This is a genomic window from Sorangium sp. So ce887 (genome assembly GCF_051521455.1).
Classification (GTDB): Bacteria; Myxococcota_A; Polyangia; order Polyangiales; family Polyangiaceae; genus Sorangium.
The window spans coordinates 12,307,233-12,325,382 of sequence record NZ_CP150354.1; the positions used below are offsets into that span (position 1 = coordinate 12,307,233).

11 protein-coding genes and 1 other RNA gene are annotated in these 18,150 nt (G+C 72.6%); 6 read left to right on the forward strand and 6 right to left on the reverse strand.

From position 1 onward, the window contains the following. Nucleotides 1-70: 70 nt before the first annotated feature. On the forward strand, nucleotides 71-511 hold the full coding sequence (locus WMF36_RS46195) for a deoxycytidylate deaminase (protein ID WP_437484600.1): 441 nt from the start codon (nucleotides 71-73) through the stop codon (nucleotides 509-511). Between the two features lie 79 nt (nucleotides 512-590). Here WMF36_RS46195 and WMF36_RS46200 read toward each other — a convergent pair whose 3' ends face one another. Then, a complete protein-coding gene (locus tag WMF36_RS46200; protein ID WP_437577253.1) occupies nucleotides 591-1,997 on the reverse strand; it encodes a sigma 54-interacting transcriptional regulator in 1,407 nt (468 codons plus the stop codon). A gap of 345 nt (nucleotides 1,998-2,342) precedes the next feature. Between WMF36_RS46200 and WMF36_RS46205 the strand changes: the two genes are divergently transcribed. Together WMF36_RS46205 and WMF36_RS46210 are read left to right on the forward strand one after the other, a co-directional pair. Then, on the forward strand, nucleotides 2,343-6,659 hold the full coding sequence (locus tag WMF36_RS46205; RefSeq protein WP_437577254.1) for a protein kinase domain-containing protein: 4,317 nt from the start codon (nucleotides 2,343-2,345) through the stop codon (nucleotides 6,657-6,659). 55 nt (nucleotides 6,660-6,714) lie between these two features. Beyond that, nucleotides 6,715-8,190 carry a hypothetical protein gene (locus WMF36_RS46210; protein ID WP_437577255.1) on the forward strand — a complete coding sequence of 492 codons (1,476 nt, stop codon included), beginning with the start codon at nucleotides 6,715-6,717 and terminating at the stop codon, nucleotides 8,188-8,190. A gap of 76 nt (nucleotides 8,191-8,266) precedes the next feature. Here the strand turns inward: WMF36_RS46210 and ffs are convergent. Then, nucleotides 8,267-8,356, reverse strand: an RNA gene (gene ffs, locus WMF36_RS46215) — signal recognition particle sRNA small type. 264 nt (nucleotides 8,357-8,620) lie between these two features. Between ffs and WMF36_RS46220 the strand changes: the two genes are divergently transcribed. Continuing rightward, nucleotides 8,621-9,409, forward strand: a complete 789-nt coding sequence (locus WMF36_RS46220; RefSeq protein ID WP_437577256.1) for a hypothetical protein — start codon at nucleotides 8,621-8,623, stop codon at nucleotides 9,407-9,409. Between the two features lie 66 nt (nucleotides 9,410-9,475). On the opposite strand, the gene WMF36_RS46225 is transcribed toward WMF36_RS46220, so the two are convergent. Continuing rightward, nucleotides 9,476-10,399, reverse strand: a complete 924-nt coding sequence (locus WMF36_RS46225) for a hypothetical protein (RefSeq protein ID WP_437577257.1) — start codon at nucleotides 10,397-10,399, stop codon at nucleotides 9,476-9,478. Between the two features lie 105 nt (nucleotides 10,400-10,504). Between WMF36_RS46225 and def the strand changes: the two genes are divergently transcribed. Both def and WMF36_RS46235 read left to right on the forward strand, forming a co-directional pair. Then, on the forward strand, nucleotides 10,505-11,080 hold the full coding sequence (def, locus tag WMF36_RS46230) for a peptide deformylase (protein ID WP_437577258.1): 576 nt from the start codon (nucleotides 10,505-10,507) through the stop codon (nucleotides 11,078-11,080). Nucleotides 11,081-11,107: 27 nt separating this feature from the next. Then, the gene (locus tag WMF36_RS46235; RefSeq protein ID WP_437577259.1) at nucleotides 11,108-12,700 is read left to right on the forward strand and encodes a bifunctional metallophosphatase/5'-nucleotidase; all 1,593 of its coding nucleotides are present in this window, start codon (nucleotides 11,108-11,110) and stop codon (nucleotides 12,698-12,700) included. Between the two features lie 68 nt (nucleotides 12,701-12,768). Here the strand turns inward: WMF36_RS46235 and WMF36_RS46240 are convergent, their stop codons facing one another. The 3 genes from WMF36_RS46240 to dnaK form a co-directional block, all read right to left on the reverse strand. After that, entirely contained in the window at nucleotides 12,769-13,194 is a 426-nt protein-coding gene (locus tag WMF36_RS46240) for a TraR/DksA family transcriptional regulator (RefSeq protein ID WP_437577260.1), read from the reverse strand. A gap of 247 nt (nucleotides 13,195-13,441) precedes the next feature. Further along, nucleotides 13,442-15,466 (reverse strand): hypothetical protein, encoded by a 2,025-nt coding sequence (locus WMF36_RS46245; protein ID WP_437577261.1) that lies wholly within the window; start codon nucleotides 15,464-15,466, stop codon nucleotides 13,442-13,444. Nucleotides 15,467-15,658: 192 nt separating this feature from the next. Then, complete coding sequence (gene dnaK, locus WMF36_RS46250; RefSeq protein WP_437577262.1) at nucleotides 15,659-17,575, reverse strand: molecular chaperone DnaK; 1,917 nt, start codon at nucleotides 17,573-17,575, stop codon at nucleotides 15,659-15,661. Between the last annotated feature and the right edge of the window lie 575 nt (nucleotides 17,576-18,150).

Genomic DNA, 18,150 nt, shown 5'->3' on the forward strand with positions numbered 1-18,150 from the left:
GGGACAGCGGGCGCGGATCCCTGGGCATCGAGGGGGCAGCGCGCGCGGATCCCCGTCGTGGAGACGAGCGATGACTCACCGATCTTCGTGGGATGAATACTTCATGCGCATCGCCGAGGTCGTCGCGTCGCGGGCGACGTGCGACCGGAAGCACGTCGGCGCGGTGATCGTGCGCGACAAGAGCATCCTCGCGACCGGGTACAACGGCTCGATCCGGGGGCTGCCCCACTGCGACGAGGAGGGGCACCTCATCGAGGACGGCCACTGTGTGCGCACGATCCACGCGGAGGCCAACGCGATCATCCAGGCCGCGCGGAACGGGGTGCGGATCGACGGCGCGACGGTCTACGTCACGGCCTCGCCTTGCTGGGGGTGCTTCAAGATGATGGCGAACGCGGGGATCTCGCGCGTCGTCTTCGGCGAGTTCTACCGCGACGAGCGCATCTTCCGGTTCGCCACCGAGCTCGGGATCGAGCTCGCCCCGCTTTCGCCGCGCGAGACGCCCGCCTGAGGCGTTGCGCGCGCGGGCGCTCGGTTGAGCGAGCCCTCGCGCAACTTGCGCGGCGTCTTGCGCAACGCTCGGGCAACGCTCATGCCTTGCGCGGCCGCGGCAGCCCGTACACGCGGATGCGCTCCACCAGCGTACGCCGCGAGATCCCGAGCAGCGCCGCGGCGCGCGTCTGGTTCCCCATGCACTGCTCGAGCGCCTGGACGATGCGCTCGCGCTCGTGGGCCTCCATGGTGTCGCGCAGCCGTGTGGGGCTCGCGCCCGCGCCGTCGAGCACGCCCTTCGCGCCGTCGGGCACGCCCTTCGCATTCACATTCGCGTTCGGGGACGCGGCCGCCGAGGCGGGCGCCTGCGACGGGTGCACCGGAAGGCTAGGCTCATGCGATGGACGGGTGGGATCGGCCAGGGGGGAAAGGAGCAGGTGCTCCGGCCCGATGGGCGCCCCGTTGGCGAGGATCACCGCGCGCTCGACCACGTTGCGCAGCTCCCGGATGTTGCCTGGCCAGCTGTGGCGCTGGAGCGCGGCCAGGGCCGCCGGGGGGAGCGGAGCGGCCGCGGCGCTCGCCTCGCTCGGGAAGAGCTCCTTCGCCGTGCGCTCCGCGAAGAGCTGCGCCAGCGCCGCGACCTCCCCGGGCCGCTCGCGCAGCGGCGGGATGGTGAGGGTCACGCCGTTCAGCCGGAAGTACAGGTCCTGCCGGAACGCGCTGCGGCTCACCTCGGCCTCGAGGTTGCGGTGCGTCGCCGAGATGAAGCGGACGTCGATCTTCGTGGGGGTCAGGCCGCCGACCCGCATCACCATCCGCTCCTCGATGACCCGGAGCAGCTTGGCCTGGATCGAGGGCGGCAGCTCGCCGATCTCGTCGAGGAACACCGTGCCCCCCTCGGCCGTCTCGAGCAGCCCCGGCTTCGCCCGGACGGCGCCGGTGAAGGCGCCGCGCTCGTGGCCGAACAGCTCGCTCTCGAGCAGCGACTCGGAGAGCGCGACGCAGCTCAGGCGCAGGAGGGGCCGGCCCGCGCGCGGCGAGGCCCTGTGGATCGACTCGGCCAGCACCTCCTTGCCGGCGCCCGTCTCGCCGAGGAGCAGGATGTTGATGGGGCCCTTCGCGACGCGCTCGGCCAGCTCGTAGACGGCGCGCATCGCGTCGTCCTTGACGATGACGTCCTTGCGCGCGCCCCGTTCGCCGTCCTTCTGCCGGAGGATGACGCGCGCGGCGCCCAGGTAGATCACGTCGCCGGGCGAGAGCTCGACGGCGCCGTCCCGCGCGGGCGCGCCCTTGCCGACGTCGATGAGGCGCTCGGTCGCCGCGCTGCTATGGCGGGTGCGCACGCGGGTCCCGTTGCTGCTGCCGAGGTCCTCGATCCGGAGCGGCGGGCCGAGGTGCAGCACCGCGTGCCGGCGCGACACCGAGGAGTCCGGGACGCAGAGGCCGGCGTCCTCGTCCCTGCCCAGGACGACGCTCCCGGAGCCCGGCAGCTGTCGCGTGCTCATCGAGCTCTGGGTGATGATCAGGACCTCGAGCGGGCCACCATCGCGGGAAAGAACTTCCGGCTCAGCCACATCGCACCCCAGAGTCGCGCCCGACGCCCGAGGACGCCCTTCCACTGCACGCGTGCGATCCGCCCCGGGGACCGCTGCGGCAGCTCGCGCAGGACGGTAGCCAGGACCGAGGGCGCGCCCTGCAGGCGGCTGCGTAGCACGGACGCGCGCGCAGGGCGACTGCTGTGGCGCTCGCTTTGCTCTCCCGGCTTCCGGCGGTGGCGCGGGACGGCGATCGTCGCCTTGCGGAGGCGGCGCGCTCCCGGCGCCGCGGCCCGGGCGGTAGAATTTCTGCGGATGATCGCGGGAGACCCATTCGGCTGGGTGGGCAGCACCCTGGGCGGCAAGCTGCTGGTGGACGCCGTGGCCGGGGAGGGGGCGTTCGGCGTGGTCTACCGGGCGACGCACCTCGGCTTCCAGGAGCAGGTGGCGGTCAAGTGCTTGAAATTGCCAGCAAATTTCTCTCCGGAAGAGCAGGCGTCGCTGCTCGACATGTTCGAGCGCGAGGCCCGGCTGCTGCACCGGCTCTCGCGCCGGACGACGGGCATCGTCCAGGCGCTCGACGTCTCCGCCGCGACCTCGCCGGAGGGCCACTGGACGCCCTACATCGTCATGGAGTGGCTCGAGGGGGAGACGCTCGCGCAGCACATCGACGCGCGTCGCGCCGCCGGGCGCGGTCCGTACCCCGTCGACGAGGCGATCGAGCTCCTCGCGCCGGCGGTGTCGGCGCTCGCGATGGCGCACGACGAGCGCGTCTCGCACCGCGACATCAAGCCGGCGAACCTGTTCCTCGTCGGTTCTCCCGGCGCGACGACGATCAAGATCGTCGATTTCGGCATCGCCAAGGTGATCGACGCGTCGATGCCGCTGTCGAGGGCGCTCGTCGAGACGAGGCGATCGGCGGCGTCGGCGCCTGGCGGGGCCGCCTCCGACACGACGCAGGAGCTCGCGGTATCGCGGACGCTGCACGCGTTCACGCCGCTCTACGGCGCTCCGGAGCAGTTCAATCCGAGGCTGGGCGCGACCGGGCCCTGGACAGACGTGTTCGCGCTGGGGCTCATCCTGCTGCAGCTGGCCTCGGGGAAGCAGCCGATCGACGGGAGCGACTGGGCCGATCTCTACGTCGCCTGCGTCGACCCGCGCAGGCGGCCGTCCTTCGCGGGGCTGGGCGTCGAGGCGAGCGCTGAGCTCGAGGCGGTCATCGGGCGGGCCGTCGCGGTCGAGCCCGCGGCGCGCTTCCGGGACGCGCGGGAGCTCGGCGACGCGCTCGCCGCCGCGCGCCGCGGCGCTGCGCCGAGGCCGGCCGACCCGATGGCGGTCACGCTGGCGAACATCCATCGCGCGCCCGCGCCGGGCTGGAGCGCGCCGCGCCCGGCCCTCGCGGCGCCCGCGCGCGCCGCGAAGGTCGCGCAGCCTGCGGGCGAGTACCGCGTCTGCACCGTGCTCTCTGCGGAGATCGTGGCCGGCGGCGACGGGCAAGCGCCGCTCGATCCGGAGCAGGAGATGGAGCTCCGCGAGGCTTGCCTCGAGCTCGTCCGCGAGCGCGTCGAGGGCCTCGGCGGCGTCGTGAACGGCCGGAGCGAGGGCGCCGTCACCGCGCTGTTCGGCGCGCCGCGCGCGAGCGACAACGACGCCGAGCGGGCCGTCCGCGCCGGGCTGGAGCTCGCCGCGATCGACGCCGCGTCGCTCCGCGTCCAGCTGCCGCCGGGGTGCCGGCCGGGGCTGCGCGTCGGCATCAGCACGGGGAGGCTGTTCGTGAGCGGCGCGGCCGGGCCGGGCGCCCCGGTCGACGCCTCCGGCGAGGCCATGAAGGCGGCCGCGCAGCTCCAGCAGGCCGCCGCGCCGGGCGCGGTGCTGATCGCGCAGCCCACGTTCCGGCAGGTGGCCGGGCTCTTCCAGATCGAGCCGCAGGGAGGGGACGTGCCGAGCTTCCGCGTCCTCAGGCCCGCGAGCGGATCGATCGCCGGGTCCGATTTCCTCGGCCAGGACACCCGCTTCGTCGGGCGGACGGCGGAGGTGCAGCGGCTCTCGGAGGCGCTGGAGACGGTCGTCGCGGAGCGGCGCGCGATGTTCGTCTCGGTGGTCGGCGCGGGGGGCATCGGGCGCAGCCGCCTCCTCTCGGAGATCCGGGGGACGGCGCTGTCGCAGGCGGACCCGTGCGTCGTGCTCGGAGCGGCGTGCTCCTCGCTGTCGATGGATGCGAGCTACCACCTCGCCGCGTCGCTCCTGCGCTCCCATTTCCGCGTGCAGGACGACGACGCGCGCGACGTCGTCCTGCGCAAGCTCAGGACGGGCGTCTCCGGGGCAGGCGCGGGCGGCGAGGCCGGCGGCGCGCCCCATCCGCTCGCCCTGGAGGACGCGCTGGCCGAGGTCGCGGCCGTGCTCTGCCCGCCCCGCCCGGCGCCGGTCGTGTCCGCGACGGCGATCGTCCCCGACGAGGGCGGCGCGGAGGTCAAGAAGCGGGTGGCCGCGGCCGTCGCGGTGCTCCTGCGGACGATGGCCGCGCGCGGGGCCGTGGTCGTCCTGCTCGACGACATCCACTGGGCGGACGACGCCAGCCTCGACCTCTTCGACGACCTGGCCGTGCGCCTCGCGGACGCGCCGCTGCTCCTCGTCGGCGCGGCGCGGCCCGAGCTCTACGATCGGCGGCCGCACTGGGGCGAGGGGAAGGCGAGCCACGCGCGCCTCGATCTCGGCCCGCTACCGCGGCGGCATGTCGAGGACATGGCCCGCGATCGCCTGCGCCTCGTCGCGCGCTGCTCTGCGGAGGCCATCCGCGCCCTGGCGGAGCGCGCCGAGGGCAACCCGCTCACGCTGACCGAGACGCTGTACCTGCTCATCGACGTCGGCGCGCTCGAGCGGCGCGCCGGCGAGCCGTGGATCCTGCACGAGGAGAAGCTCGCCCGGCTCTCCCTGCCGGCGACGATCCAGGGCATCGTCCAGGCGCGGCTCGATCGGCTCGACGGCGAGGCGCGGGCCGTCCTGGCGCAGGCGGCCGTGGTCGGCAGGACGTTCTGGAAGGGCGCGATCGACCACCTCCGCGGCGTCGCGCCGCTCGACGGCGGCGCCTCGAGCACCTCGGACGTGCTGCGCCGGCTCCGGGATCAGCAGCTCATCCGCGCGCGCGACGCGTCGATCTTCCCCGAGGACTGCGAGTACGTCTTCGCCGAGGCGGCGACCCAGGAGATCGCCTACGACACGCTCAGCCTCAAGGTGCGCCGCGCGATGCACCGCGCGGTCGCCTCCTGGCTCGACGGCCTGTCGGCGGCGCCGCGGGGGCTCGGGGAGGTCGGGGCGGCGCTCGCGGCGCTCCACCACGATCGCGGCGGCGACGCGCGGAGCGCCGCGCTCGCCTACGCGCGCGCCGCGGCGGGCGCGTCATCCCTCGGGCAGAACGCCGAGGCGCTGCGCCATTTCGAGCGGGCCCGGGAGATCCACGCGAGCGCCGGGGGCGGCGCCGCGGCGGTCGGCGCCGCGGGGCGCGCCCCGTCGGCGGCCGCGCCGGGGGGCGGCGAGCGCCGGCTGTTCGCATGGCACGAGCGCGCGGGGCTCCTGCTCGACGTCGGCGATGCGCTCCGGCGGGCGGGCCGCCTCGACGAGGCGGAGCGCGCCTACCACGACGCGCGGGCGCGGATCCTCCGCGTGGAGCGGCGCGCCACCGCGCCGTCCTCGCGCGACCCGAACGCGGCGCTGCTCTGGGATGCGCGCGTGGATTTCCGCCTCGCGCTCGCGCTCAAGGTGCGCGGCGCCACGGCCGAGGCGCGCGCGCTCGTCGAGCGGGCGATCGCGCTCGCGGAGCGCGGCGGCGCCGCCCCGGAGGCGCTCCCCATGGTCGGCCTGCTCGCGGCGCTCCACCGGCGCGACGGCGATCTCGACGCCTGCCGCGCTGTCGCGCTCCGGAGCCTGCGCGTCTGCTCGACGCTGCCGCTCGGCGACGGCCGCCGGCGCGAGGCCGCGTCGCAGCTGCTGCTCGCGCTCGGGACGGTGTTCTACTCGCGCGGCCGGCTCGTGCAGGCCGAGCGCTGTTACCGCCAGGCCGCGCGCGCCGTCGACGAGCGCGCGTGCCCGCAGGCGCTGAGCTTCGCGCTGAACGGCGTCGCGGCGGTGCTGTTCGCGAGGGGCGATCTCGGCGGCGCCCGGGAGGTGTTCGCCCGCGCGCTCGCGCTGAAGGAGCGGCTCGGCGATCTCCAGGCGATCGCCTCGGGGCACAACAACCTCGCGGAGGTCGAGCTCCGGCTCTCGCGCCCGCACGCCGCGCTGGAGCACGCGCGGCGCGCGGTGATGCTGGGCGAGCAGTCCGGCGCCGGCGCTGACCTCCCGGACGCCTACCGCAACCTGGCCGCGGCGCTGCTCACGGTCGGCCACGTGGGCGAGGCGCTCGAGTCCGGCTGCGCGGCGCTGCGCCTCGCCGAGGTGGGCGGCGGGCGCGTGTACCTCGCCGACGTCGCGCTCGGCCTCGCGAGGATCTGCCGCGCGGGCCTGCGCGACGCCTCGACGCGCCCTCGCGCCGAGGCCGCCGCGGCGCAGCTCTCCGCCTCGCTGGTGGCGCATTTCGGCGAAGGCGAGCTCGCGGCGCGGGCGGATGAGTGCCGCGCGGTGCTCGCGCGGCCCTGAGGGTCGACCCTTTTCTGGTCAGGTAGCGCGGCGTGCCGCGCGGGAGACGTTCGTCATGATCAAGGCTTGGAATCAGGCAGCCCTCGTTTTGACCGCCGCGGCCGTGCTCGGCCCGGCGGCGCTCGGGTGCGCGTCGGACCCTGAACCGAAGGGCGCGAGCGCGTGCCCGGACGCGCGCGCCGCCTCCGGCGCGTGCATCGGCGTCCCCGCCGGAGCGCTCTGCGATGGCGACTTCTGCGCCGCTTCCGTCGACTGCGCCGAGGTGATCGAGTTCGCGGGCGACGCGGCGCTCTCGCCGGCCGCCGCCGCGGCTCGACCCGGGGCGTGCATCGCGCTCGGCCCCGGCGTCTATGGACCGGTCGCTCTGCCTCCCGGCGTGAGCCTGCTGGGCCGGGGCGCCGGCTCCGTGTCGGTGGCGGCGGTCTCGCTCGCGGCCGGCGACGGCGCGGTCCTCCGCGGGCTCACGGTGCGAGAGGGCGGCGTGGCGCTCGCGGCCGGCGCGCGGGTGCGGATCGAGGCGGTGCGCGTCACCGGGAGCGCGTCCGACGGCGTGACGCTCGGCCTCGGCGCGTGGCTCGACGTCGTCGAGTCCGCGATCGAGGGCTCGGCGCGCTACGGCCTGAGCGCGTTCGACGCCGACCGCGTCTCCGTGGTGCGGTCCATCGTCTCCGGCTCGCGGGGTCCGGGTCTTTGGGCGCAGTGCACCGGCGGATGCGACTGCGAGGCGCAGGTGGAGCTCGAGGTCGAGGACGCGATCCTCCGCGACAACAAGGTGGTCGGCGTGTCGCTCGTCGGGGCGCGCGCCGCGATGTCCCGCGTCGAGGTGAGCGGCAATGGCCTGAGCGGGTTCGACCCGAGCGGCGGCGTCTCGGTGTCCGGCTGCTCGACCCTCGACGCGGCGGCCCTCAGGGTCGCCGACAACAGCGGGTTCGGTCTCCTGATCGATCGCGCGAGCGCGTCCCTTGGCCTCGACGGCGAGGGCTTCGAGGTGAGCGGCAACCAGCCCGGGATCTGGATCCAGAACACGACGCCGGAGCAGGCCGTCGCGCTCCGGGGGGGCGTCCTCGAGAAGAACAGGGCCATCGGCCTGGGGATGAGCGGCGACGCGCGCGGCATCATCATCGACGGCATGCGCATCGCCGGGACCTTCGCCGACTCCGCGGTGGTGAGCGCGGGCGGCGAGCACTCCCAGGAGGTCGTGGGCGACGGCGTGAGCTGGCAGGAGCGGGCGCAGGCGTCGATCTCCGGGCTCGTCCTGAGCGGCAACGGGCTCGAGTCCAGCAATCCATCCATCAGCCCGTCGCGTCGAGCGAGCGTGCTCATCGACGGCGACGTCGGCCCGGACAGCCGCATCGCGGCCGTCACGCTGGAGGGCGGCGACGAGGCGGCGGGCATCGTGCAGCAGCGCCTGCCCGCCGGCGGCGTCAGCCCGCTGCGCGCCACGGATGTCCCGCGCATCACGACGAGCCCGGACGCGCTCTTCTCCGTGCCCCTCGCGCCCCTCGCGCCGGCGGCGCTCGAAGCGCCCTGATCGGCAGGCAGCGACACGGCGTCGGGCTCCGGGACCGCGCCCCAGGTGGGTGCGGGAGAGTATCGAGCCCACAAAAAGCAAGTGGGCCCGCCACACTCGCTTTCCGCTACCGTTGCTCCCTTCCGGGCCTGGCGGGGTTCACGGCGCGCTGTCGGCGGACCCATGAAGTCCAGGCGCTGTCGCCTGACGCACGGACTTCGTAGTCGAACCTCCGCGCCGTGTCGAGCCCCATGGAGCGCGCGGCGGTGTTTCGTGGCTGCGGGTGTCGCGGCTCCGTGGCGAACTCCGCGCCTCCCCTGGTGCTCCTCCGGGCGCCATCGGACTGCAGTCGGAGTGCAATTCAGAGCGCGGGAATGACGTGCGACGGCGCCGGAGCGGGCGTCGTACGGGACTTGCCTCGTACGGGAAGCCCCGTACGCTTGGAAGTGTCGTGGATCCGTTCGATTCCGAGGACGAGGGGCAGGGCAGCCGGCTGATTTCGGTGCTGCTCTTCACCGGCTCTGCAGCGCTGGCGGCGGTCGCGCTCCAGTTCGCCTGGCACCAGCCGGTGATCATGACCGCGGTGCTGAGCGTGGTCCTCGCGTTCGCGGCGGCCCGCTGGCTCGCTCGCCGCAAGCTGCGCAGGCTGCTCCGCTCGGGCGATGTGCGCTCGGTGCTGCAGCGCTGGTCGCCGACGCTGCACCGCATCCCGCACCCCGCCACGATGGCTCCGCTCATGACGGCGACGGCGTTCGCTGCCTACGGCTGGGTCGAGAAGGCGCGGGCGGCCATGGCGGCTGCCGAGCGGGGGCCGGCGTGGGAGGCGGCCCTGGAGCACCGGCTCTTCCTGGACACGCTCCTCTGCACGTTCGAAGGCGATCTCGACACGGCCCTCGATCGGGCCGGTCGCCTGGAGCGCCTCCCGCCCCCGAAGGTCAGCGCTCCGTTCCGCGACCGGGTGGTCACCTTGCGGGTGGCTGCCGGCGCGCTCGCCCGCGCCTTCGCGCACACGAGCGTGCCGGGCGATCGCGCGCTGCTGGAGCGCGCGAGCGAGGTCAGCCCGCTCATCTTCTGGGCCATGCGCTACGCCGCCGCCGTCATCGCCATCGACGAGGGCGAGCTCACCCGCGTCGGAGAGCTCCTCGCCGACGCGCCCTCGTGGCCGCAGGAGTCGACGTTCCGCGCCTTCCACGACGAGATCGCCGACCGCGCCGGCCTCCCCCGCCCGGTAAGCGCGTAGCGCGCCCGGTGGCCGCGCGCGGGCCGCTCTCTTTCGAGGCGTCGGCGCGCGCGTCCGAGGGCCCGCTCAGCCCTGGAACAGCGTGCGGACGGTGCAGTAGGCGCGCGCGTCGGGGGCTGCGCTCGCGGCGCCTTCCGGCGGATCCGGCACGAACGCGCCGAGCGCGCCGAGCGCGCCGTCGATCGCGAACGTGCGCAGCACGATCCTCGCCCGCGCGCCCGCGAAGCACGGCTTGCGGTAGGCGACCTCCACCCTGCGGGCGAGCACCGCCGTGCTGTGCCCGTGCGCCGCGAGGCGCCGGAGCGCGGCCTCCGCGAAGAGCCGCGGGTACACGAGCGAGTTCACGTGCTGGTTCCCGTCCGTGTGATCCAGGCCGAACGCGACGGAGACCGGATCCAGGGTCGGCTCCGCGTCGAACGGCTCCGCGCCCGCCGGCAGGACCATCAGCGCCTCCGGCGAGCGCCACGCGTAGCGCTCCGGCGGCACCGGCGGCAGATCCGGCGAGTCGAAGCGCAGCACCTTGCGCGCCCCGGGATCGGCGAAGGGCCGCGTGAAGACGTGCTCCGCGAACACGCGGCCGACCTGGATCGGCTCGCCGGCGCCGGGCGGCGGTGGGCCGTAGGTCCGGCTGCGGCGCGCGGTGGCCGAGAGCCACATGGCCAGGATCAGCCGGTTCACCTCGGACGCGGCGTCCTCCGTGCGCGCGAGCTGGTAGCGGCCCTCGAGCTGCAGCGGCTCCCGCGCCGCGATCGGGCCGTCGCCGCCCTCGATGATGAGGCGGGTGAGGATCGGGATGATCCCCTGCGTGGTCATCAGCGCCTCGATGGGGCTCCCTCGCATGAGCTTCACCCAGATCGCGGGTCCGAGGCCGTGCGGCAGCGCGTCCAGCATCACCCGTCCGCTCTGGCTGACGTCTTCGAACCGGAGGTGCATGACGGCGTTCGCCTGCTGCTGCGCGGGGACGTGCGGCTCGTCGGGGAAGTCGTGCATGGCCCCTCTCCATAGCCGACGCTGCCGCGCGCCGCATGGCCGGGCGCGTGAATGGAAGCCGTGGCAGGCCGGGTCGCCGGCGCGCGCGTATGGTACGATCGCGGCGTGACGCTCCTGAAAATCGCCCACATCGGCAACCCCGTTCTCAGGCAGCGAGCGCGCGAAGTCACGCCGGAAGAGCTCTCCTCTCCTGCCATGCAGGCGTTCATCGACGACCTTGTCGAGACGATGCGCGACGCGAACGGCGCGGGCATCGCCGCCACGCAGGTCCACACGCCGGTGCGGATCTTCGCGGTCGAGGTCCAGGACAACCCGCGGTATCCGTACAAGCCGAACATCCCGCTCACGATCGTGGTCAATCCGGCGATCGAGCCGCTCACGCAGGAGACGTTCGAGAACTACGAAGGGTGCCTGAGCGTCCCGAACCTGAGGGGCGTTGTCGATCGCACCACCGAGATCCGGCTGACCGGCCTGGATCGCGACGGGAAGCCGATCGATCGCGTCGTGCGCGGGCTGTCGGCGGGCACCTTCCAGCACGAGAAGGACCACGTCGACGGCGTGCTCTTCGTCGATCGCGTGAAGGATCCCCGCACGCTCTGCACCTGGGCGGAGTTCGATCGCTACCACAAGCAGCCCTTCGTCGAGCGCATCGTCCCGTTCATCCAGCGGATGGGCGGCTGAGGTGCTTCGCCGCGCGGAGCCTGGTCGATGCCCGTGAGCGCTGCGCCGGCGGCGCGACGATCCCGCGCAGCGAGCGGGATCGTCGCGCTCGGCGCGTACGCGCTCCTGTCCCTGGCCGCGTGCGACCCCAGGGAGGCGACGACGGCCGCCGCGAAGGCGCCGGCTCCGTCCGAGCGCGCTCCGGCGGCGATCACCCTTCTCTATACGACCGACGAGCACGGGTGGCTCCTGCCCACCACCGAGAAGGACACGGTGCTCGGCGGCGCAGCCGAGATGCTGGCCGTGTGGATCTCGCGCGAGGGCCATTGCGCTGGCCCGGCGCCCGGGGCTTCGCCTCGTCTCTCTCCGTTGCCCGCCTGCCAGGACCCGTCGACGCTCGCGCTCTCCGGCGGCGACAACTGGACCGGCCCCGCGATCTCTTCCTATTTCATGGGGGCGCCGATGGCCGATGCGATGGCGCGCATGGGCTACGCCGCGTCGGCCTTCGGAAATCATGAGTTCGATTTCGGCAGGGACGCCTTCCTCCAGAACAGGACACGGTCCCGGGCCACCTACCTGGCGGCGAACCTGCGCGTGACGGATCCACGGCTCTCCGCCTTCGCGCTGCCTTCCTTCGCCGTGTTCGAGCGGCGCGGTCTGCGCATCGGCGTCGTCGGCCTGACGACGGTGCGCACCCGCGAGGCCGCGACGGCGAGCCGCTTCGAAGGCATCGATTTCCAGGGCGAGGAGGCGGCGCTCGCGCGCGCCATCCCCGAGGCGTGGCGCGCCGAGCCGGACGCGCTCGTGCTCGTCGCCCACGAGTGCCAGGACGTGCTCGAGCCGATCCTCGCGCGTCACCCCGAGTGGCGCCTGTCGTTCGTCGGCGCCGGGCACTGCCACAGGAAGACCGAGCTGCGCGTGGGCGGCGTCCCGCTCGTCAACCCCGGCTGGCGGATGCGCAGCTACGCCCGTGTCTCGCTCGAGATCGATCCGCGTCGTCCGCTGCAGCAACGCGTGGTGTCGGCCTCCACGGAGGTGGTCGACGTGGCCCACCCGGAGGGCGCGCCCGCGGTCCCGCCCGATGAGGCGCTCGTCAAGGCCACCGCAGGCTGGCAGCGCGCGCTGGACGCCGCGCTCGGCGAGCAGATCGGGTATTCAAGCGACGGAATGGAGCGCGACTCCGCCGAGATCCGGCGCTGGATCGCAGGGGCGTGGCGCGATCAGCTCGGGGTCGACCTCGCGGTCCTGAACAAGGACGGTATCCGGCAGGCCCTCCCCAGGGGACCGATCACGAAAGCAACGGTGTTCTCCGTCCTCCCGTTCGACAACAAGCTGGTCATCTGCTCGCTCCGGGGCAGCGACATCCTCGAGACGCTCCGCCACCGCGATGCGGTGCTCGTCGGCCTATCGCCATCGGTCGGCGGTCGCTATGCCCTGTCCGATGGGCGCTTGCTGGACGAGGACCGCCGCTACACCGTCGCGACGATCGATTTTCTCTACTACGGCGGGGACGGCTTTCGCTTCCAGGCCCAGGATCCCTCGCCGCGCTGGACGGGTCTTGACTGGCGCGCGCCGGTGATCGCGTGGACCAAGGCGCTCGGCACGAGCTCGAGCGCTCCGCTGGACGCGCGCTTCCGCTAGCTAGCGTCCTGCCGCACGTCCCTCGACCCGCGTTGACGCGGCGCGGGACGTGCGCTGGCAGGGTGGGCTCAGGAGCCGCCGCCGGTCCGCTCCTCGCGCTCGATCTGTTCCTGGTAGGCGACGCTGTAGCGCGCCCACGGGCGCAGCTTGAGGCGGCGATAACCGATGGGCTCGCCGGTGCCCTCGCACATCCCGTAGGTCCCTTCCTTTATCTTGACGAGCGCGCGGTCGATCTCCGCGAGCACCCGGACATCGCGCTCCAGGAGCTTCGATGTCAGCGAGGTCGCGCCCTCGGCGTTGGCCTCGTCCATCTCGTCGCCTACCTCTCGCGAGACGTCGCGCTCCGCGTGCTGCCGCTCATCGATGTTGGCGACGAGGCTTGCCCGGCGCTCCTCGAGCGCCTGCTTGAGCTCGCTGAGCTGCTCCGGTGCCAGCTCGGGCAGATCGGAGTCGTCCGTATCGGGCGCCGCGCGGCGCACGGGCGGCTTCGGCATGGGGGCTGCCGCCGTGGTGTTCTCGGACGTCTCCGGCCGCTCCGGGCTGGTTCCGTCGCGACTCGCACCTTCACGGTTGTTCATTGGTTTCCTCTCATCTCTTCAAGCAGCTGGGCAATTCGCGTACCGGTCTTGAACGTGGGCGGACGACGCACGCGCTGCGCGCGTCGTCCAGAGGACACGACCGAGCAGGAGCGGCCGTGCTGGGCTGGGCTGCGCTCCTGCCTGTGATAGCGCATCCGGGGGCTTATGGCTTCGTGATGCCGGCCATCTGGAGCCCCGCGGCGAGGAGCGCGCCGATGTCCTCGATCACGGGCTTCGACACGTTGATCGAGAGCTCGGCGCGCGGCGCGGCGCCGCCCTGGTCCTGCGTCGTGAGGAACATCAGCCCTTCCCCTTTGTGGGGGAGCTTTGCCAGCGCTTCGCCGAACCGCCGGGCTTCCGGGGGCAGCGCGACCGGCGCCGCGCCGGGACTGTCCAGCGTCGCGAGCACGCTCTGGAGCGTGCGGGTGATCGGGGCGAGCGTCGAGAATCCACCCGAGACGAACTTCCCGGTCTTCAGCTTCTCTAGCCCCGGGCGCGACGCGAGCGTCTCGGTGTCGGGGGCGCCCGCTTTCACCATGGCGAGCCGCCTCAGCAGCTCACGCTTGTCGTGCCCGAACGCGATCCACGTCGTCTTCTCTTCACCCATGAGGAAGAGGTGCAGCGTCACCGTCATCTTGGGCTTCGGCTTGGCCTTGCCGGAGGGCGCCGGCTCCGCGTCGGCGTCGAGCGAGGGCAGCTCGTTGGTGATCTGGATCTCGACGGCGAGCGACTTCGTCCCGAGCTCCTTCGGCGCCTGCACGGTCTTGACCGTCGGCAGCTCCTTCAAATCGATGTCGAGCTCCGGGAGCCGCTTGCGCAGCGCGGGCGTGTTGTAGGCGGTGACGACGTTCTTCAGGTACTTGATGTGCGTGTCGGGCGCCTCCTCGAACCCGAACAGGTTCCAGCCGACGAGGCCGCCCATCATGCTGTCGAACACCTGGTTCGGCGACGGCTTCCCGGCCTTCGCGGCGGCAGGCGGCGCGTCGAAGTACCCGTGGGCGGACACGCTGGGCGCCTGGTTGATCGGCAGCGAGAGGACGTCGGCGAGCGCCTTGCGATCGGCGGGCTTGCCGATCTTCTCCTTCTCGAGCCACCCCTCGAGCATCGCGCGCAGCGTCTTCAGGATGCCGCCGTAGTGCGCCGGGTCGTAGCCGTGGTCGAAGAAGGCGCCGTGGCTGTCCTTCGGCACGCGCCAGTAGAGCGCCGGCGCGGGCCCGGCGCGGTTCGCGCCGTCGGCCATCGTCTGCGCCAGCCACGACGACTTTCCCCGCAGCTCCAGGGCCGCCGTGAGGTTCACGCAGGACTGGTTGTCGACCTGGAGATCGACGACCGCCCTGTTCGCGTCGTTGATCAGCGCCTCGAGCTCCTCCTGGACGGCGGTGGTCGCGTCGGTGAGCGCCCGGTCGAACTGAGGCTGCCCGATCGAGAGCTGGCTCTGCGCGAGGATCGGGAGCCCGCCGAGCTGCTGCTTGGCCATGTCGCCGTACTTCGTGCTGAGCGGGACGAAGCGGACCTCGCCGTGGATGTCGCGCGCCCCGGGCGCGAGCGTCGGCAGCGTGCGCGCGAGGTAAGGCCCGAGGGTCGTCACATCCCGGTCCCGATCGCCGCAGAGGAGCCGCGCCGGCGTCGAGCCCGCGGACGCGGCGAGGAAGCAGCTCGACGACGCGCGCTCCTTGCCGCCGATCTTCCACATGCCCGGCTTCACCTCGGTGAGGGTGGCGCCGGCCTCGAGCGCGCCCCTGGCCCGCTCCAGCGACGTGAGCCCGAGCGACACGGCCGCGACCGGGTTACCCCGCTTCGAGCTGTCGTCGAGCGCGACGATGAGGTGCACCGGCGCGTCGAGCGCGAGCACCGCGGCGAGCTGGTTCGTGTCGATGGAGGGGCTCACGAGCTCGCTCAGGACGCCCGCGGAGAGCCCCTGCGCGCCCGCCTCGGCGAGCGCCGGCGGCAGCCCGGCGCAGGTGGCGATGCTCGACAGCGTGGCCGCCGGGCTGCTCCAGCGGAGCACGCCCACGACGTCGGCGGGCTCGGCGACGGGGGATAGGTCGAACGCGGGGCTCGCGGCCTGGGGAGGTCCGGCCTTGACCTCTCCCTGTCCTCCTGTCGGCGCGGCAGGCGTGGGGGACGGCCCACAGGCGACGGGACCGGCCATCAGGACCAGGGTGGCGAGCGGCAGGAGGGTTCGCATGAGCGCCGGTTATACGGCTCCCTGACATCCGAGTCGACGCCCAAGGAGAGCGTGGCGGGGGAGTTACGGCGGTCCGCGCCGACCTCCGGGGGATCGAGGCGCGGCATGCAAATGCAAACGAGCGCGGACGAAGCCGCGCTCGTTGCTCGTTGCGTCAGTTACGCCCGTCGAGGAGCGCTCACCTCGCGGCGATCAGTTCGACTCTTCGAACTCCGCGTCGATGACCGAGTCCTTCCCCTTGCCGCCGGCGGGCGGGGGCGGCTGGCCTCCCGGAGCGCCGGGCGCGGCGCCCCCGCCGTCCTGCGGCGGGCCGGCCTTCTCGTACATGACGCTCGCGATCCGGTGCGCCTCCTTCTCGAGCCGCTCCAGCGCCGCGGTCACGGCCGCGTCGTCCTGCTTCTCGATGGCCGACCGGCCCTCGGCGATGATCCCGTTCAGCGCCGAGACGTCGCCCTCCGGCAGCTTGTCCTTGTTCTCGCTGATCGTCTTCTCCAGCGTGTAACAGAGGTTGTCGAGCTTGTTGCGCCGCTCGATCTCCTCGCGGCGCCGCTTGTCCTCGGCCTCGTGCGACGCCGCCTCGCTGACCATCCGGTTGATCTCGTCCTCCTTGAGGCCGCCCGACGCCGTGATGGTGATGCGCTGATCCTTGCCGGTGGCGGTGTCCTTGGCGTGCACCGACAGGATGCCGTTCGCGTCGATGTCGAACGTCACCTCGATCTTCGGCACGCCGCGGGGCGCCGGCATGATCCCTTCCAGGTGGAAGCGGCCCAGGGTCCGGTTGTAGCGGGCCTCGGTGCGCTCGCCCTGGAGGACGTGGACCTCGACGCTCGGCTGGCTGTCGGTCGCGGTCGAGAAGATCTCCTTCTTCTGCGTCGGGATCGTGGTGTTCCTCGAGATCATCACGGTCATCACGCCGCCGAGCGTCTCGACGCCGAGCGAGAGCGGCGTGACGTCGAGCAGCACGAGGTCCTTCACTTCGCCCGAGAGCACGCCCGCCTGGACCGCGGCGCCGACGGCCACGACCTCGTCCGGGTTCACGCCCTTGTGCGGCTCCTTGCCGAAGAACTTCTTGACCGTCTCCTGGACGAGCGGGGTGCGGGTCGAGCCGCCGACGAGGACGATCTCGTCGATCTGCTGCGGCGTCTTCTTCGCGTCGGCGAGCGCCTTGCGCGTCGGCTCGAGCGTGCGGTCGATGAGCGGCCGGATCATCTGCTCGAGCTTCGCCCGGGTGAGCTGCTTCTGGAGGTGCTTCGGCCCCGAGGCGTCCGCGGTCAAGAACGGCAGGTTGATCGTCGTCTCCTGCACGTTCGACAGCTCGATCTTCGCCTGCTCCGCGGCGTCCTTGAGCCGCTGCACGACCATCTTGTCGTTCGAGACGTCGATGCCCGTGTCCTTCTTGAACTCGGCCGCGAGCCAGTCCATCACGAGGTGGTCGACGTCGTCGCCGCCGAGGTGGGTGTCGCCGTTGGTCGAGATGACCTGCACGACGTTGTCGCCGACCTCGAGGATCGAGATGTCGAACGTGCCGCCGCCGAAGTCGTAGACGGCGATGACCTGCTCGTTCTTCTTGTCGAGCCCGTACGCGAGCGCGGCCGCCGTGGGCTCGTTGACGATGCGCTTCACCTCGAGCCCGGCGATGCGGCCGGCGTCCTTGGTGGCCTGCCGCTGCGCGTCGTTGAAGTAGGCCGGCACGGTGATGACGGCCTCGGTCACCTTCTCGCCGAGATAGTCCTCCGCGGCCTTCTTCAGCTTCTGCAGGACCTTCGCCGAGACCTCGGGCGGCGAGACCTGCTTGCCGCGTACCTCGATCGAGGCGTCGCCGTTCTTGCCCTTGCTGACCTTGTACGGGATGCGCTTCGACTCTTCCTGCACCTCCTCGGCCCGGCGTCCCATGAAGCGCTTGGCCGAGTAGATGGTGTTGGTGGGGTTCGTGACCGCCTGGCGCTTGGCGATCTGTCCAACGAGCACCTCGCCCTTGTCATCCCAGGCCACGACGGACGGCGTGAGGCGCGAGCCTTCCTCATTCACGATGACCTTGGGCTCCTTGCCCTCCATCACCGCGACGACGCTGTTGGTCGTGCCGAGATCGATGCCGATGATCTTGCCCATGACGTTGAACCCTCCGAGAAATGTTTGCGCGACGGCTTGGTAGCCGCGGGGGGCGAGAAGACCCGACCGGCCAGCAGGGCTCGGCTGACAGCTGCCGCGAGCCCCTGCTCCAGAGCCGTCAAAACCGCTGGGAATCCGGATACTTTCGCCGAATTTCGCGAGCTCGCTGGCTCGCGACCGCGAAACTAACCATGTGCACCCGAGCGTCAACGCCGCCCCTAGCAATTGCCGTGCGCGCGGCCCGGCCCCCGGCCCTTGACCGGAGCGACCCCGAGCCGCACGTAGGTCGTCCACCCTCCGTGCTGCCCAGCGCTTCGTGCCGGTGTCCCGGTCCGATGTGCTGGTACGGAGCGGCGGGCTCCGCCGGCTACCCCAGGACCCTCCCCGGCCGCTCTGTTCGCACATTTCGCCGCACATTTCGCCGCACATTTCGCCGCACATTTCGCCGCACATTTCGCCGCACATTTCGCCGCACATTTCGCCGCACATTTCGCCGCGCATCCCGCGCCGGACGCCCGGTCCGGGAGACACCGGCTGGGGAGATGGAAGAGCGGCGCGCCGGAGGGGCTTCTTGC

Coding starts and splice junctions, on each gene's coding strand:
- WMF36_RS46195 (WP_437484600.1), top strand. CDS start 71: ATGACTCACCGATCTTCGTGGGATGAATACTTCATGCGCATCGCCGAG.
- WMF36_RS46200 (WP_437577253.1), bottom strand. CDS start 1,997: ATGAGCACGCGACAGCTGCCGGGCTCCGGGAGCGTCGTCCTGGGCAGG.
- WMF36_RS46205 (WP_437577254.1), top strand. CDS start 2,343: ATGATCGCGGGAGACCCATTCGGCTGGGTGGGCAGCACCCTGGGCGGC.
- WMF36_RS46210 (WP_437577255.1), top strand. CDS start 6,715: ATGATCAAGGCTTGGAATCAGGCAGCCCTCGTTTTGACCGCCGCGGCC.
- WMF36_RS46225 (WP_437577257.1), bottom strand. CDS start 10,399: ATGCACGACTTCCCCGACGAGCCGCACGTCCCCGCGCAGCAGCAGGCG.
- WMF36_RS46235 (WP_437577259.1), top strand. CDS start 11,108: ATGCCCGTGAGCGCTGCGCCGGCGGCGCGACGATCCCGCGCAGCGAGC.
- WMF36_RS46240 (WP_437577260.1), bottom strand. CDS start 13,194: ATGCCGAAGCCGCCCGTGCGCCGCGCGGCGCCCGATACGGACGACTCC.
- WMF36_RS46245 (WP_437577261.1), bottom strand. CDS start 15,466: ATGCGAACCCTCCTGCCGCTCGCCACCCTGGTCCTGATGGCCGGTCCC.
- dnaK (WP_437577262.1), bottom strand. CDS start 17,575: ATGGGCAAGATCATCGGCATCGATCTCGGCACGACCAACAGCGTCGTC.